Annotated in this window: 12 protein-coding genes and 1 pseudogene; 2 read left to right on the forward strand and 11 right to left on the reverse strand. The window is 64.3% G+C overall.

What is annotated here, in order from left to right:
• Positions 1–588, reverse strand: a pseudogene (locus ACXAJT_RS18240) (IS3 family transposase); the annotation flags it as partial.
• 82 nt (positions 589–670) lie between these two features.
• Here ACXAJT_RS18240 and ACXAJT_RS18245 point away from each other — a divergent pair.
• Positions 671–1,039, forward strand: coding sequence for an HAD family hydrolase (locus tag ACXAJT_RS18245; protein WP_475237474.1), 369 nt, complete (start codon positions 671–673; stop codon positions 1,037–1,039).
• Between the two features lie 402 nt (positions 1,040–1,441).
• On the opposite strand, the gene ACXAJT_RS18250 is transcribed toward ACXAJT_RS18245, so the two are convergent.
• Positions 1,442–1,864, reverse strand: coding sequence for a hypothetical protein (locus ACXAJT_RS18250; protein WP_475237475.1), 423 nt, complete (start codon positions 1,862–1,864; stop codon positions 1,442–1,444).
• A gap of 466 nt (positions 1,865–2,330) precedes the next feature.
• Between ACXAJT_RS18250 and ACXAJT_RS18255 the strand changes: the two genes are divergently transcribed.
• On the forward strand, positions 2,331–2,720 hold the full coding sequence (locus ACXAJT_RS18255) for a hypothetical protein (protein ID WP_475237476.1): 390 nt from the start codon (positions 2,331–2,333) through the stop codon (positions 2,718–2,720).
• A gap of 107 nt (positions 2,721–2,827) precedes the next feature.
• Here ACXAJT_RS18255 and ACXAJT_RS18260 read toward each other — a convergent pair whose 3' ends face one another.
• From ACXAJT_RS18260 to ACXAJT_RS18300, 9 genes are all read right to left on the reverse strand, one after another.
• A complete protein-coding gene (locus ACXAJT_RS18260; RefSeq protein WP_475237477.1) occupies positions 2,828–3,658 on the reverse strand; it encodes a class I SAM-dependent methyltransferase in 831 nt (276 codons plus the stop codon).
• Between the two features lie 418 nt (positions 3,659–4,076).
• The gene (locus ACXAJT_RS18265) at positions 4,077–4,916 is read right to left on the reverse strand and encodes an SHOCT domain-containing protein (protein WP_475237478.1); all 840 of its coding nucleotides are present in this window, start codon (positions 4,914–4,916) and stop codon (positions 4,077–4,079) included.
• A gap of 516 nt (positions 4,917–5,432) precedes the next feature.
• Positions 5,433–6,014 (reverse strand): hemerythrin domain-containing protein, encoded by a 582-nt coding sequence (locus ACXAJT_RS18270; protein ID WP_475237479.1) that lies wholly within the window; start codon positions 6,012–6,014, stop codon positions 5,433–5,435.
• A gap of 302 nt (positions 6,015–6,316) precedes the next feature.
• A complete protein-coding gene (locus ACXAJT_RS18275) occupies positions 6,317–7,144 on the reverse strand; it encodes an ATP-binding cassette domain-containing protein (protein ID WP_475237480.1) in 828 nt (275 codons plus the stop codon).
• Positions 7,141–8,064: an ABC transporter ATP-binding protein gene (locus tag ACXAJT_RS18280; RefSeq protein ID WP_475237481.1), complete on the reverse strand. Its 924-nt coding sequence runs from the start codon at positions 8,062–8,064 to the stop codon at positions 7,141–7,143. The genes ACXAJT_RS18275 and ACXAJT_RS18280 overlap by 4 nt, the downstream gene beginning before the upstream one ends.
• 13 nt (positions 8,065–8,077) lie before the next feature.
• Entirely contained in the window at positions 8,078–8,980 is a 903-nt protein-coding gene (locus ACXAJT_RS18285) for an ABC transporter permease (RefSeq protein WP_475237482.1), read from the reverse strand.
• The gene (locus ACXAJT_RS18290) at positions 8,977–9,984 is read right to left on the reverse strand and encodes an ABC transporter permease (protein ID WP_475237483.1); all 1,008 of its coding nucleotides are present in this window, start codon (positions 9,982–9,984) and stop codon (positions 8,977–8,979) included. Before ACXAJT_RS18290 ends, ACXAJT_RS18285 begins: the two co-directional genes overlap by 4 nt.
• 77 nt (positions 9,985–10,061) lie before the next feature.
• Entirely contained in the window at positions 10,062–11,618 is a 1,557-nt protein-coding gene (locus tag ACXAJT_RS18295) for an ABC transporter substrate-binding protein (RefSeq protein ID WP_475237484.1), read from the reverse strand.
• Between the two features lie 114 nt (positions 11,619–11,732).
• Positions 11,733–15,554: a hydantoinase B/oxoprolinase family protein gene (locus ACXAJT_RS18300; RefSeq protein WP_475237485.1), complete on the reverse strand. Its 3,822-nt coding sequence runs from the start codon at positions 15,552–15,554 to the stop codon at positions 11,733–11,735.
• Between the last annotated feature and the right edge of the window lie 144 nt (positions 15,555–15,698).

The raw sequence follows: 15,698 nt of genomic DNA on the forward strand, positions 1-15,698 counted from the left end.
AGAGGCGGCCGCGTTTCTTTTGCTTGTGTGGGACCTTGAGCCCTTCGCGCCGCCAAATGCGCGCCACCCGCTTGTGGTTCACCTGCCAGCCGGCACGCCGCAGCAGCACGGCGACCCGGCGGTAGCCGTAGCGGCCATACTCCCGAGCCAGCTCGATGACGTCGGCGGTCAGCCGCGCCTCGTCTTCCCGGCCCTGGGGCGGCTTGCGCTGCGTGGAGCGGTGCTGGCCGAGCACCCGGCAAGCCCGGCGTTCGGAGATGCCGAGTGTCTCGCACACATGCTCCACGCACTCCCGGCGGCGCGAAGGGCTTAGAAGTTTCCCCGTGCAGCCTCGGTCAGGATCAGCTTCTCGAGCGTCAGGTCGGACACCGCCCGCCGCAGCCTCAGGTTCTCCTTCTCGAGCTCCTTCAGCCGCGACAACTGTGCCCGGTTCATCCCGCCATACTGCTTCCGCCACCGGTAGAACCTGTGCTGCGATATCCCGATCTGGCGCACCGCATCGGCCATCGACAGGCCCTGGCCGTGCAGCACCTCGACCTGGCGCAGCTTGGTGACAATGTCTTCCGGCTTCTCTCGCTTTCCAGCCATTCCGTAGTCCTCCTGTTCGACGAAATCCTATCGGATTTCACGCTTCGTGGGTGGACCACTTCGAAGGGGCTGGCTCAAGCCTATGCTTGAGTTCCTGAGCTATCTCCGCGACGAAGGTTTCGCGACTTATATCGTCTCGGGGGGCGGCATCGACTTCATTCGCGCCTTCGCCGCAGACACCTACGGGATTCCCCCGTGGCAGGTGGTCGGCACCGAAGGCGACACCAGCTATGACGTCATCGACGGCGCGCCGACCCTCACGAAGAACTATGGCATAACCTTTCTCGATGACACGGAGGACAAACCGGTCGGGATCATGCGGCATATCGGGCAACGCCCGATTTTTGCTGCGGGCAATTCGGATGGCGACTTTATGATGCTGGAATACACGACCTCCGAAGGCGGGCCATCCTTGGGCTTGCTGGTGCATCACACCGACGCGGATCGGTAGTTCGCCTATGACCGCGACAGCCACGTCGGGCAACTCGCTCGCGGGCTCGACGAGGGCGAAGGGCGAGGTTGGCTGATGGTCGACATGGCACAGGACTGGGCAGGGTATGGCTCGGACAGTGACTTGCGAGCGCCATCTTCTGGCGCATCGCGAGCTCTTCAGTGCGCCCGCGGCCCGCGGCCTTTGCGGCAAGGCAGACCGGGTGCCGCGCCTCCCGTGATGGGGTCGTTGCAATGCCACGCGTGAGCGCCGACCATTTCGGCGGGCCCTCTTGAATGTCTCAAGAGGGGAGGGAAAGATGCCACGTCGGCGCGGCAACGCCCTGTCCGGAAGGGGCGCCGTAAGATGCAGAGGGCACAACCGGCGCGGACGTGCCCTCCGAAAGCGGAATTCCAGCCCGCCTCAGGCGGGTGCAGAGGCCGTTTTGCGCGCCGAGGCTGCATTGGTTGTCTTCTTGACGGTCGCCTCGGCCTCTTCAGCTGCGCCAGCAGACACCGTGCCCATCTGCTCGCCCGCGCCTTGCGCGACTTCGAAAAGCTGCGCCGCTGTGCTCTGGGCGAGTTCCATCTGCGCCTGCACGAAGCCCGCGAAGGCTTGGCCATAGGCCGAAGGTTCGTGCACCGTTGTCAGGTCGCGCATGTTGCCGAGCGCTTTCTTGGTCGAGGCCGTCATCACCTCGTTCGACTTCTCGGCGGCACTGAGCGTCACATCACTGATCTTCGCGTTGTACTCGGCGACCGATGCCAGTCCGCCCTTCGTCAGGTCCGGGTTGCACACGTTCGGGATCGCGCTGAACATTTTGGCGAATTCGTTCTGAGCAGTCATGAGATCCTCCTCTGGTGTTTCGTTGTTCCCAATCGATATGAATGCTGCAGTGCAGCATTTCAACCGCCACCCAAAAAAATAGCTTCGAGAAAACGGCGAGCTTACGGTTGGCTCGTGGTACTCGGGCGAACCTGCGCGGTGGGGCAGGCGGGCGTGTCCCTGACCAAAGAGGTATAGGCGCGCTGTTGGGCGATCATTGAAACACTGCCGGTAAGTTCGCGTGCGAATTTTACGGCGTCATAGGCCGTCCAGCGCGGCGACACGCCCTGTCTTTATGTCGGCCGAAAGGATCGCAGCGGAGCTTTTACCAATTCAGCGCCCCGCTGTCGTTTATCGAAGCTCTCCGGACTGACCTTGCAATGGCCTCCCGGCAGGATAAGTTCAGCGGAATGACCATTGCCGAAAGCTTTTCTGCAGAGTGAGACTTGAACTGACTTTACCGACGACTCTCCGCGGACAGACAGAGATGCTGGATGCGTTGGAGGCCGTGGATGGCGGCAAGCAGGCCAAGGACTTGCTGCGTCCGATCCTAGAAATCGTGAGGCGTGCAGTCTCTTCCGGAATCCAGCAGGAATTTTTCACCAAATTCGAGCGCTATGCGCAAGACGCGAACCTGCCTCGGCAGGGCTTCGGCGATGTGAGCGTCACGCTCGATCTGCCAGAGACCCAGTTGGAGGCGGCGCGGGGCGACCTCATAGATCTTGCAATGGCGGGGTCAGAATGGATCTGGCAGACCGCGTCGGACGGTCTGGCCGCCGCGGTCTTCGAAGTGCTTTGCGACGTCCTCGATGAGGGACTCGCTCCGGTTGATCAACAGGCGCTGCTTGACGCCAACCTTGCTGATTTGGCGGGCTAACTGCATTTCGGTGCAACTGTGCGCCCCTAGGAGGTCGCGCCCGGCTTGAGACCACCTTGTGTCTCCGGCGTGTGCCTGGTTGTTATCGCGCCATGGCCAGAATGACATTAAACCGGCAGACGCGCATGGATCTCAATCGGCGCAATCACTCCCCCCGCGATGTTTCGGACCATGTTTTGCACCTTGAGTGCGGTATCATCACCCATGACAAGATGCAGACCTAAGGGCGGAGGGCCGCCCGCACGGGCTTGTGCAGCAGCAAGCTCTGCAAAGAACTGTTCGGCAAATTCAGTGCGGTCGATGCGGTCCGTCACCTCGAAGCCAACCGTCTCCAAGATCGTGTCATACGTCTCGGGTGAGGCAAGCGCGCTCTGCTCCGGGGAAGAAGCCCATGGCGTTGGATAGTCCATGGCTCCTTCTCCGACTTGCATCACGTCGTAGATCGCAAAAATGCCGCCGGGTTTGAGCACGCGCTTTGCCTCCCGCGCCACCGCCACTTTGTCTGCAATGTTCATACCGACATGGATCATGTACGCGGCGTCCATGGAGGCTGCCTCCAGCGGCAGATCAAGTACGCTCCCTTCGATGAGCCGAACCTGATCAGAAAGACCCGTCCATTCCGTGAGCGTTTGCCCGGTTTCCACAAACTCGGGAGTCAGATCGATGCCGGTCACATGGGCTCCGGTGGTCTCGGCCACGTAGCGTGCCGGGCCTCCAAGCCCGCATCCGAGATCGACAACCCGACTGCCAGGCGTAAGACCCAGAGCCTGCACAAAAGGTTTGGTGGCGAGGCGCCCGCCAATATGAAACTCGTCTACCGGAGCCAATGCGTCCCGAGGCATCGGCGGCGCCAGATTGAGTGCCCTGCAAACGTCAGAAATTCTCTTGAGCAGGTTTCCGGAATGGTAATGGCCGGAGATGCGATTTGGATCGGTCATCGTGACGCCCTCTAAACAATAGGGGCAGGCTACACAGCGCGATCTGAGATGTCAGGTCTGTTCAGCGACGCGCCCGACCAAGATGGTGGGCTGATCGTCCGGTTCTGCGCGAAGCTGACCTCGCGGTTTATCTGGACTGGAGAGACCAGACCGTTGTCGCCTCTGGCGCAAGAAACCCGATGCTGGGGCGCGAGAAGCGGCGGGCCGTCGTGAGATCGGTGGTGATGCGCGTGTGGGCTCATCCTTGTGTCGAGGTCTCCGCATCATTTACGAGTCGTGCCCTGAGTGCGCATCATGCGACGAATTTGGTCTCTAGCCGCGGCGCGACCTTGCCTATCGGGCGAGAAAGAGTGGCCTTTATGGCCATGCCCCACGTCCAAGCCACCGGGAGCACCGGGCGATTGTTCGTAACGGGACCCTACAAGCGCGCCAGAAGTTCAGCCTTCTTCGCCTCGTACTCTTCTTTGGTGAGGATACCCTTTTCGAACAGACCCGCGAGCCGTTCTATCCGGCTGAAAACCTGGTCGTCATCCATGGCCGGAGCGGGCTCGACGGTCGGCGCAGGTTGCTGTTCCGCTCCGGCCGTTGGGGTAGGGGGTGGGGCGGCCGCGACAGCCGCTTCGGAGCACGGCAGTTGGGCGCTGTCTTGCAACGCCGGTGAGCCGCCATCGACGATCGGCAAGTCCGAGATCTGCACGAGCCCGAACTGGCTGGTAAAGGTCAGACTCTGGCCGGAGCCCTGCGCCTGTCCAAAGCCGCCGATCCGGTGCTCGCCGGTGTCGTAGACCGTGGTTTGCCCTCCTACCTTGACAGCCAGCCTGCGTTTGTCGGGGAAATAGGCGTAGCGCAGGTCATTTTGCGTTCCGACGGACGACGGCTGACCGAGGTCAGCGGGCCAGTCGTTGCTCTCCTGCACGAATAGGCTGACCCCGGACACGTCAGGCGTTCCGCTTTGCGATTGCGATTGCGAGGAAACCGGCGCGGCGAAAAGGCTGTGCTGCTGAACGATCCCCGAGAGCTCCGTGCAAAGCGTATCGACCCGCGCCTTTAGGCCATTGTTGAACATGTCACCGACCATCGTCATCCCGCCCAGTGACCATTGCCCCATGCCGCCAAGCTCGGGGTGGTTAAATTGCGCCTGCGTGCCATGCCCGGCGGACACGGCAACGAGCATGTGCGTGGCAGCATCGCCACTGATCCCATGGCGGGCTGCGATATCGGCGACGATCGCATCGCCTTCTTCAGTCAGTTGGGCCATCTGTCCAATCTCGTGTTGCTCCAAACCCGACGCTAGCACCGATGCGCCGCGACAGACACCGTCGATCGTGTCGGCGCTGCCCTTGTGACAATTCGCCCGCCGTAGACGCTCAGCGCAGCCGCAGCCGCAGCCGCAGCCGCAGCCGCAGCCCCGTGTGCCGAGTGGATGTTCAAAGATCATTGCGTGCAGAGGCCACCAGCCCGTGCCTCGCGGCCTCTGGAAGCCGTCCGAAACGGTTCGTTCCGGGCGGCTTTCAGAGTTGGCGCGGCGCTGGCCTAGGGGCAGCCAGCCTGCAACAGAGGCTTCGCCTGCGCTCGAGGTCGGGCCGTCCTTTGGCTTTCTGGCTGCTCTGCCAAGATGAGATAGCGTGTTCTGGACAACGGGCGCTCGAATGCTTTCGGACCGCGGCTGACGTTTACGCAAGCGCGCTGCGGAAAAACACGGCACGCCCTCTTCGGCTGGTTGGGGCGCACGCGCCTTTGATCCGAAGGTTGGTGTGGCACCCGGGGTGCGGCGTCAGACCGACCCGAGGTAATAGCCGATGGCCTCCGCCAGTTCGGTTTCCTCATAGCCGAAGTGGGAGCGTACGACCTGATCCAATTTTCGAAAGATTGTGGCAGCCTGAACGAAGTTCTCCTCTCGAGGGTCCTCCGCCAGTTCGGCGGCGGCACGACCAAGGCGCACGATCAGTTCATGGACCACTTCGTGCTCCGACTTCAGTTTCGCCACAATCTCAAGGAACTTTCCTCCGCCTGCGGCCTCGATCCGGGGGAACATGTCGGTGTTTTCTATGTCATGGTGAAACTTGAGCACTTGGCATTCGCGTCCGCACAGCGATCCAAAGGCCCGAAAATTCTCAGCCATGTCGAGTGAGAGCACGATCCTTTCTAGGTGCTCAGGCGGTGTCCCGCCCGCTTCGATCCGCGTCAGGACCGCACCGATTTGGCCCATCTCCATCAGGTAGTGACGGTGGATTGCCGCCAGTTGTCTTCCTTGGCGGCGATGGGCGTCGGTTGCCGCAGGGACCGGCGGCGCTTTGGGACGGGCAGCCTCGTCGAGGCCGAGTTCATCCAGAAATTGGGTCGAAAGGTCAGTCATGAGCGACAAGAAGAGCCTTGCACGGACCAAGTCAAGGGCGTAGCGCCATCTCTCGGGACGCGGCAGAGACTGTCCACGGCCTCCTTGCGACTGCAAGACGCGTGCACTGTCTTGGTTGCTGGTTGTCTGTGACCGCCTTCGGGCTGCGCGCCGCGCGGGAGTGCGCGACGGTCAGGCAGCCCAATATGAAAAGCGCGCTTCAGTGACGATTCCGAGCAGGCACAGGCGAATGCCCGGCGCAGCGGTTTGCTGCACCGAAGCGGTCCAGCTCTTGGAAGGGTTTGCCCGGGATGCCGCGGCGCTCAGCCGAGGCGCCGCAGCGGCGAAACATCCGGGTCCGGGTCCGGGATCGCGTCCATCAGCTTGCGGGTGTAGTCCTGCGACGGGGTGTCGAAGATCTCGGCCACCGGACCCTGCTCGACGATCTGGCCACGCTCAATCACCGCCACGCGGTCGCAGGTGTAGCGGATGACACCGAGGTCGTGGCTGATGAAAAAATAGGTCAGCCCAAGCTCTGCCTGCAGCCGCTTCAGTAGGTTGAGGATGTCCGCCTGCACCGACACGTCGAGCGCAGAGGTCGGCTCGTCGAGGATCAGCAACTCGGGTTGCACCGCGAGGGCGCGCGCGATGTTTATACGCTGACGCTGACCCCCGGAGAACTCGTGCGGATGGCGGTAGAGATGCTCGCGCCCCAGCCCGACGGCCTCGAGCAATTCAAGCACCCTGCGGGTGTAATCGCTGCGCGGCAGACCCAGGTCGGGACCATGGATCACCAGCGCCTCGCAGATGGTGTCATGGATGGTCATGCGCGGATCGAGCGAGGCCTGCGGGTCCTGAAACACGATCTGCATCCGGCGCCGCAGCCGGCGTTCACCGCCGCGGCCAAGGTCTACGACCGGATGCCCATCAAACAGCACGTGCCCCTCGGAGGGACGTTCGAGCCCGAGGATATTGCGGGTCAGGGTGGTTTTGCCCGAACCGCTTTCGCCGACAAGGCCAAAGCTCTCGCCGCGCGCGACAGAGATGTCGATGCCGGTCAGCGCCCGGAACGCCTTGGACGTGCCGAACAGCCCGCGGCGGCCGCCGTAGACATGGCCCAGTCCTTCGATCTTCAGAAGCGGGGTGGTCATGCGGCGGTCTCCTTAGCGGTTGCAGCGATTTCGGCCTCGATGCGGTCACGCAGCGGCCCGTCGATGCCGCGCAATGTGTCCATTTCGGCCCGCGCTGTCGGGATCGCATCCATCAGCGCGCGCGTGTAGATGTGCTCGGGCGCCTTGAGCACCTTGCTCACCGGGCCACGCTCGACGATGCGGCCGCGGTACATCACCGCCACATGCGAGCACAGCTGCGCCACCACCCCGAGATTGTGGGTGATGAACATCACCCCGATGTTGCGCTCCTCGACCAGACGGTGGATCAACCGCAAAATTTGCGATTGCACAGAGACGTCGAGCGCCGTGGTCGGCTCGTCGGCGATCAGCAGGTCGGGCTGGCCGATCATCGCCATCGCGATCAGGACACGCTGGCGCATCCCGCCAGAGAACTCTTGCGGGAACCTCGACATGCGATCCTCGGCGTCGTGCAACCCGAAGCTCTCGAGCAGCGCGACGCTGGCATCCCAGGCGGCGCGTCGGCGGGCCCGGCGCGACTCGCGCCCTGTAAGGCCAAGAATTTCAGGCTTGTCGCGCGCCGCGTGCAGCGCCGCATCAACCATCTGCGTCCCGATGCGGAAGCTTGGGTTCAGGTTGGTCGTCGGGTCCTGAAAGATCATGCCGATGCGGCCGCCGCGCAGGCCGCGCATGTCGCGGTCGCTGGCCTGCAGCACGTCTTGCCCGTCGAACCTGACCTGCCCGCGGGTATAGCGCGCCGTGGCGCTTGGCAGCAGGCGCGAGATGGTCAGCCCGGTCAGCGACTTGCCCGATCCGGTTTCGCCCACCACGCCCCAGATCTGCCCGCGCTCGACGGTCAGGTCGATGCCCTTGAGGATAGGTGTCTCGCCTTCGAAGCTGCGCATCGAAAGGTGAAGGTCGGAGATATCCAGCAATGCCATGCGGTCGCTCCTCTCAGCGGCGGGTGCGCGGGTCGAGCACGTCGCGCAGACCGTCGCCCAGCAGGTTGAAGGCCAGCACGGCCAGAAAGATCGCGGTGCCCGGGAAGATTGCCGTCCACCAGTATTGCGGCATGTAATTGCGCGCTTCGGCCAGCATGGTGCCCCATTCCGGCGTGGGCGGCTTGACCCCGATGCCGACGAATCCCAGCGAGGCCACCAGCAGGATTGCAAAGCCCACATCGAGCGAGGCTTTCACCACCACCGGCGTCACGATGTTGGGCAGCACGTGGCGCCCGATCAGCCGCAGCGGGCCGACACCAAGCACGCGCGAGGCGATGACGAACTGCTCCTGCTTCTTTGCGGCGACTTCGGCGCGCACCAGCCTTGCGTAGGTCGGCCACCACGTGATGGTGATGGCGATGATCATGTTCCAGATGCCGGTGCCAAGCGCGGCGGCCACGGCCATGGCAAGGATCAGCGAGGGGATGGTCAGTAGCAGGTCGGTGATGCGCATGATCACCTCGTCGATCCAGCCGCCGACCCAGCCGGCGATTACGCCGAGCGTGCCGCCGATGATCAGCGCAAGGCCGATCACCGTCAGCCCCGACAGCAGCGAGATGCGGCTGCCGTAGATCACCAGCGTCAGAATGTCCTGACCGACCGAGTTGGTGCCGAACCAATGCGCGGCCGAGGGCGGCTGGAAGGCCTCCGCCGGGTTCACCGCGCCGGCCACATCGTCGGGATAGGGCAGGATCCACGGCGCCAGCAACGCCACGGCGACCAGGATCACCGCAATTGCGAGGCCGATCACCGAAAGCAGGCTCTGGCGGAAGCGATAGATCGCGCGGGCGCGCGCCTCGGCGCGGGCGGAACGGGCGAGCTGGGCGCGGGGGAGAGTGGTGTCGGACTGGCTCATTGCAGGCGCACCTTCGGGTTGAGGACCGCCTGGAGGATGTCGACGATCACAGAGGTGACGAGGTAGATCATGGCGATCACGAGGGTCACGCCGATCACCGGCATGAAGTCCTGTCCCAAGATCGCCTGGGTCGAATAGAGGCCGATGCCGGGCCAGTCGAAGATCGTTTCGACCAGCACCGTCCCGCCAAGCAGCCAAGACACGTACAGCCCGATCACCGTCAGCGTCGCCGAGACGGCGTTGCGCAGGGTGTATTTGAACAAGATGATCCACGAGGGGATCCCCAGCGCCCGCTCGGTCAGGATATAGTCCTGCTGCAGCACTTCGATGGTCGAGGCGCGCATCATCCGCAGGATCGTCGCCAGCGGCGACAGCGACAGCGCGATCGCCGGCAGCGCAAGATGCTGCAGGGCGACGCCGAGCGCGTGCCAGTCGCCGATCAGGATCGCGTCCACGGTGTAGAAGCCCGTTATCCGGTCGGGCGGAAACTCGATCAGCGGGAAGCGCCCAGACAGCGGCAGCCAGTTCAGCGCCATCGCGAAGGCCAATTGCAGCAGCAGACCGAGGAAGAAGCGCGGCATGGCGATCGCCCCCAGCGACACGGTGCGCGTGAGATAGTCGAAAATGCCATCGCGGCGGATCGCAGCCAGCAGACCAAGCGGAATGCCCACCACCACGGCGATCAGCAGCGCCGCGATCACCAACTCCAGCGTGGCGGGCACGAACTCGGCAAGGTCGGCGGCCACCGGGCGGCGGGTGAACAGCGAGACGCCCCAGTCGCCCTGCACAAGGCCGGTGAGGTAGTTCCAGTATTGAACCGGGATGGGCTTATCCAAGCCGAATTCGGCAGCGACCGAGGCAACGACCTCGGGGGTGGCGTTCGGCCCGGCGGCGAGGCCCACGGGATCACCCGGCAACAGACGGGCGATCGCGAAGACGATCATCGAAAGGCCGAGCAGCGTGGGTATGATCAGCAAGAGGCGGCGGATCACGTACCAGAGCATGGAGATCTCCCCGGTTCGGAGTGTGAGGAAAGCCCCGGCCGTGGGTCGGCCGGGGCGGTGTCGTCAAACGGGTTGGATCAGTCCAGCGACAGCGGCAGCAGTTCCACCGCGTTGGCGGCGACCGGCGTAAACACGAAGTTCTGCACGTTGTCGCGCAGCGCCAGCTTGCGCTTTTCGAGCACGCCGAACAGGTCCGGCGCATCGGCGACCACCGCGCGTTGGAATTCGCCGTAGATCTCGGCGCGGGCCTCGGCATCGATCTCGCCGCGGGCGTCCTCGATCAGCGTATCGACCTCGGGGTTGCCATAGGTCGGGTTCTGCCAGGTGCCGTTGCGCGACGAGTGGTAGGCTGCGTAGGCGATGTTGTCCGGGTCGGCGTAGTTCGCGGTCTGGAAAATGAAGTGGAAGTCCGGCGCCGTTTCGGGCGTCGCCACCGAAGACACGATGTCCGGCCACGCGGTCGGCTGAATGTCGAGCGAGATGTTCAACTCCTTCAGCGATTCCAGCAAGATCAGGGCCCAGCGACGCATGTTCTCGTAGCCTGCGGCGTAGCGCGCGGTCAGCGTGAAGCCGCCCTCGGCATAGTCCGACTGCGCCAGATACTCGCGGGCCTTTTCCATGTCACGGCGCGGCACCTCAAGTTCGGGGTCGAAGCCGAGGATACCGGTGGGCAGCGGGCCGTTCATCAGTTCGGCGGGGCCGGCGGCGGCCAGCATCGCCTCATAGTCGTAGGCGTAGCTGATGGCGCGGCGCAGGTTCAGATCCTGCAGCGGGCCGTCCTGCGTGTTCATCTTGATCGAGAAGGTGCGGTACTCGGTCTCGTAAATCAGATCGACGCCGTCGGCGCCCTCGAGCGCTTTCATGTCTTCGGCCGAAAGGTCCATCGCCATATGCGCCTCGCCGCGCGCCACCATCAGGCGCTGGGTCGAGGTCTCGCGGGTGATCTTCCAGATCGCGCCGTCGAGGTTGCCGCCGCCGGTGTGCCAGTCGTTGTCGGCGCGCATAAGCTGGTACAGGTTGCCGGTCTGGTAGCGCCCGATGGTGAACGGGCCCGAGCCGGCGATGTTGCTCATCAGCCAGGCCTGGCCGTCATCATCCGCGAGGTTGGGCTCGACCGCGTCCTTGTTGACGATGAACATCCAGATCATCACCTGCAAGAAAGGCGCATAGGGCTTGGTCAGGGTGAATTCGACGGTACGCTCGTCCAGCGCGCGGGTCGCGCCCGGCGCGACGATGCCTTCGATCATCCACGCATTGCCGCGCTGCAGCTTCAGGATGCGCTCGATCGACCAGACCACATCTTCGGCGGTGACCGGCGATCCGTCGTGGAACACCGCGTCGGGGTGCAGAGTGAAGGTGTAGACCAGACCGTCGTCCGAGAGCGTCCAGTCCGAAGCGAGGCCCGGCTGGATCTCGGGCGGGTTGCCGGAGACGCGGACCAGCGGGTCATAGACGTTGCGGAACAGCATCGCCGGTGCGAAGCCGGTGGCGACATGCGGGTCGAAATTGGGGATGTCCACGGCGCTGGCAAGCACCATGACCTTGCTGCCCTGTGCGAGGGCGGCAGGGGTGAGATGCGCCAAAGCGGCACTTGCGGCGGCACCGCCCAGCAGGGCGCGACGGGTGAGGTTCATGGCAGAAACTCCTGTTGGATATAATTTATTCTTCGAGGCAGGACCGCCTTGGCGGACCCGCCGAGGGCTGCGCACGCGTCAGGGAGCAGTCGCGCGCGCAGCCCGGTCACTGGCTCAGGCAGCCGAATTGCGGCGCTTGGACAGGCCGTAGATCGTCTCGGCAGCCTCGGCGCTGATGTAGCCTTCCGAGAGGTCTCGCTCGATCGCGCCCAGGGCGCGGTCTTCAGGCTTGCCGAAGCCGGAGCCGCCCGAGAGGCAAAGCTCGACCACGGTGTCGGTGTCGGTCAGATCGACCATGCCGCCGGTGCCCACGTTGTGGATCACCTCGCCCTGCGCGTTGCGCAGCACGCCGTGCGCGGTGCGCCCCGGGGTGCCACCGAAGGCGCCCTCCATCGGCAGGTTCACGCCCTCTGGCGCCACCATCGCCTGCATCGGGCTGCCATCGGTGAGGCGGCGTGCGCGGACGCGGACGCCAAGGCCGCCACGGTTCGCGCCAGCCCCGGCGCTGTCTTGGATCAGGCTCTTTTCCTCGATCAGCACGGGGATGCGGGTTTCCATCAGCTCAAGCGACGTGGTCGCCGCCGAGGTCGGCCAGAGGATCGGAGACTTGCCGTCCTGTTTGGCCGAGCCGCCCTGTCCGGCACCGAGCAGCAGAAGCTCGTAGAACATCTTGCCCTCGTCGTTGCGGCCGTAGAACGACAGCAGGCTGGGCAGACCCGAGAAGGCCTGCACCCGGTCGGGCGCGGTGTCCTCCATGGCGCGGAAGACATTCGGCGCGAGATACCAGCCGGTGCGGGTGCGCAGGCTGACCGGCGAGGGTTTCTCGCAGTTCAGGATCGAGCCCTTCGGCGCGGAAACGGTGAACGGACGGTAGCAGCCCGCGTTGCCGCGCACATTCGGTGTGAGCATGCACTTCAGCGGGTAGGTGGCATGGGCGCTGGTGTAGGACAGCGTGCAGTTGATGCCACCCTTGGTCACCGCCGGCGGTGCGCCGTCGAAGTCGAGCGCGATGGTGTCTCCGCTGACCGTCAGCTCAAGCGGGAAGGTCATCACCTCGCCCATCGGGTTGTTGCTGATCGTCGAGGTGTACACCCCGTCGGGCAGGTCGCGGATCGCCGCGCGCATCGCCGCTTCGGAGCGGGACTGGATCACCTCGGAGAAGGCTTCGAGGTCTTCAAGCCCGTATTCCGACAAGAAGGTCTCGATCCGGTGCTGGCCGCGCTCGTTGGCGGTGATCAGCGACCGGACATCGCCCAGAACCTGCTCGCTGTCGCGGATGTTCTCGCCCATCAGGCGGAACAGGTCCTCGTTCTCCACGCCCTCGCGGATCAGCTTCATCGGCGGGATCTGCATGCCTTCTTCGAAGATCTGCGTCGCCGACAGACCGTCGCGCAGGCCGCCGATGTCACCGACGTGACCCACGGTGCCCATCAGCGCAACGACCTTGCCGTTCGAGAACACCGGGGTGACGATGGCCAGATCAAAGAGGTGACCGGCGCATTCCCACGGATCGTTGGTGATGTAGACATCGCCGGGTTTCATGCTTTCGGCGGGGTAGGTCTTGAGAATGTGCCGCACCGCCCAGGGCAGTGTCAGGTTGAACACCGGCATCACCCGCGCCGAGTGAGCGATGGTCTCGCCCTTGGGGTCGAGGATGGCGCAGCCGAAGTCCTGGCTCTCCGAGATGATCAGCGAGAAGGCCGTGCGGCAGACCGTGTGCCACATCTCTTCCGCGACGGTGACCAGCCGCGACCACATGATTTCCAGCGTGATCGGATCGGCCTCGAGCAGCTTGATCGCCTCGTCGCGCGGGGTATCGGCGGTGATGCGTGTCGCGGCACGTGCCGCAGCGGCGACCTTGATGATCAGATTGCCGGCGGCGTCCTGCGTTGCCACGTCGCCCGGCGGGACAATGGTGGTGGACTCCGGTTCTTCGACGATCGCCGGGCCGACAACCTCATCGGCGGGGGTCAGGGTGCGGCGATCGTAGACGCTGGCTTCGAGGAATTCGCTGCCGAACCAAGTCTGACGCGTGCCCTTAAGGGCCGCACCTGCGGCGGCGTTCACGCCTTCCGAGGCCATGGTGATGGTGATTTTCGGCTCCGGCCCGCGCAGACGCAGACGCAGCGAGAGGATCTCGATCTGCGCATCAGTCGGCACGCGGGTGTAACGCTCGGAGTAGGCGGTCGCAAAGGCGGACCGGATCGTTTCGAGCGCATCCGGGCCCAGCGGTCCCTGCGGTAGCGGTACGGTGATGTCGTGCAACTGGCCGCGGATACGCATGTCGGCGGCGGGCTCGGCCACCATGTCGGCCTCTGCGACACCCGACGCTGCAAGTTCGGCTTTCGCCTCGGAGGCCATGTCGGCCAGCACCTGAGACAGTTCGCCCGAGGCCAGGGCTTCCGAGAGGTCCATCGGGCGCGAGCGCACCATGTCCACAGACAGCGGTGCAGTCAGGAACCCGAAGGCCGATGCGGCACCGGAAGCGGGCGGAATGATCACCTCGCCGACGCCGAGGATGCGCGCGACCTTCGCCGCGAAGGCCGGGCCGGCACCGCCGAAACCGATCATCGAATAGGCGCGCGGGTCCTTGCCCTTTTCGACAAGGTGGATCTGTGCGGCCGAGGCCATGCTTTCGGCCACGGTCTGGTGGATGCCCCAGGCTGCGTCCATCGTGCCGATGCCCAGCGGACCGGCCAGCGTGCCGATGGCGGTCTCGGCCGCCGCCTTGTCGAGCGTCATGCGCCCGCCAAGAAAGTTGTCGGGGTTGTAATAGCCCAGAGCCACCGAGGCGTCGGTCACGGTCGGCTTGTCGCCGCCCTGCCCATAGCAGGCGGGGCCGGGGGCCGCGCCGGCGGAGTGGGGGCCGACCTGCATCAGACCGACGGCGTCGATCGAGGCGATCGACCCGCCGCCCGCGCCGATCTCGATCATGTCGACAACCGGCGATTTGATCGGCAGGCCCGAGCCGTTCTTGAAGCGATGCGTGCGGCCTGCTTCGAGGAACGACGCGATATGCGCGCGGCCATTCTCGATCATGCAGGCCTTGGCGGTGGTGCCGCCCATGTCGAAGGAGATCACGTTCTCCTTGCCCACGGCGAGGCCGAACCACGCGGTTGCCAGCGCACCACCGGCGGGGCCGGATTCCAGCAGGCGGATGGGAAGCTCACGCGCGGTGCGCGAGGAGACCAGACCGCCCGCAGAGGACATCAGGCGGAAGTCGCCTTCAAAGCCATGCGCGGCGAGCTCGCTTTCGAAGCGTTGCAGGTAGCGGTTCATCAGCGGCTGCACGTAGGCGTTGGCGCAGGTGGTGACGAAACGCTGATACTCGGAGATCTCTGCGACGACGTCGGAGGAGATCGAAACGGAAACCTCGGGGTGCGCGGCGCGGATCAGCTCGGCGGCGCGCTGTTCTTGTGCCGGATTGCGGTAGGCGTGCATGAACGCCACGGCGATCGCCTTGGCGCCCGCGGCGACCAGTTCACCGGCCTCGCGCAGCACGGCGGCTTCGTCGAGCGGGGTCAGTTCGCTGCCATCGGCCGTGATCCGGCCCGCGACTTCGCGGCGCCAGGCGCGGGCCACCAGCGGCTCTGGGAAGGCCAGCGTCAGGTCGTAGATGTCGTAGCGCTGCTCGGTGCCCATCTCGAGGATGTCCCGGAAGCCTTGCGTGGTGATCATACCCACCGGCGCGCCCTTACGCTCGATCACCGCGTTGGTGACCAGCGTGGTGCCGTGAACGATCTCTGCGAGATCGGCATGCGCAAGGTCCGCACGTTCTAGGAGTTCGGAAAGGCCCTTGAGAGCGCCAAGCGAGGGGTCAGCCGGGGTGGTCAGGTGCTTGTAGAGCTGAATCTCGCCGGTCCGTGTGTCCGTGAGAACGAAGTCGGTAAAGGTGCCACCGATGTCGATCCCCACCCGGTAAGTCTTTGCGGTCATCTTACGCCTTTCCAGATCCAAAGTTCCGCATCTTCAAAACGCAAAAATTTTCGAATTGGAAAAACTTCTGTCGGATTCTCGTGTTATTTTCGAGATTGAACCAGATGTGCCTGAGAATTGTGCGCAATTATGGTCAAAAAGGCT

The organism is Salipiger sp. ABF4_146, from assembly GCF_056161345.1.

Bases quoted from the DNA above. Each gene is read 5' to 3' on its own strand.
- ACXAJT_RS18285 (WP_475237482.1), bottom strand. From the start codon at position 8,980: ATGAGCCAGTCCGACACCACTCTCCCCCGCGCCCAGCTCGCCCGTTCC.
- ACXAJT_RS18245 (WP_475237474.1), top strand. From the start codon at position 671: ATGCTTGAGTTCCTGAGCTATCTCCGCGACGAAGGTTTCGCGACTTAT.
- ACXAJT_RS18260 (WP_475237477.1), bottom strand. From the start codon at position 3,658: ATGACCGATCCAAATCGCATCTCCGGCCATTACCATTCCGGAAACCTG.
- ACXAJT_RS18295 (WP_475237484.1), bottom strand. From the start codon at position 11,618: ATGAACCTCACCCGTCGCGCCCTGCTGGGCGGTGCCGCCGCAAGTGCC.
- ACXAJT_RS18270 (WP_475237479.1), bottom strand. From the start codon at position 6,014: ATGACTGACCTTTCGACCCAATTTCTGGATGAACTCGGCCTCGACGAG.
- ACXAJT_RS18265 (WP_475237478.1), bottom strand. From the start codon at position 4,916: ATGGCCCAACTGACTGAAGAAGGCGATGCGATCGTCGCCGATATCGCA.
- ACXAJT_RS18300 (WP_475237485.1), bottom strand. From the start codon at position 15,554: ATGACCGCAAAGACTTACCGGGTGGGGATCGACATCGGTGGCACCTTT.
- ACXAJT_RS18275 (WP_475237480.1), bottom strand. From the start codon at position 7,144: ATGACCACCCCGCTTCTGAAGATCGAAGGACTGGGCCATGTCTACGGC.
- ACXAJT_RS18280 (WP_475237481.1), bottom strand. From the start codon at position 8,064: ATGGCATTGCTGGATATCTCCGACCTTCACCTTTCGATGCGCAGCTTC.
- ACXAJT_RS18255 (WP_475237476.1), top strand. From the start codon at position 2,331: ATGCTGGATGCGTTGGAGGCCGTGGATGGCGGCAAGCAGGCCAAGGAC.
- ACXAJT_RS18290 (WP_475237483.1), bottom strand. From the start codon at position 9,984: ATGCTCTGGTACGTGATCCGCCGCCTCTTGCTGATCATACCCACGCTG.
- ACXAJT_RS18250 (WP_475237475.1), bottom strand. From the start codon at position 1,864: ATGACTGCTCAGAACGAATTCGCCAAAATGTTCAGCGCGATCCCGAAC.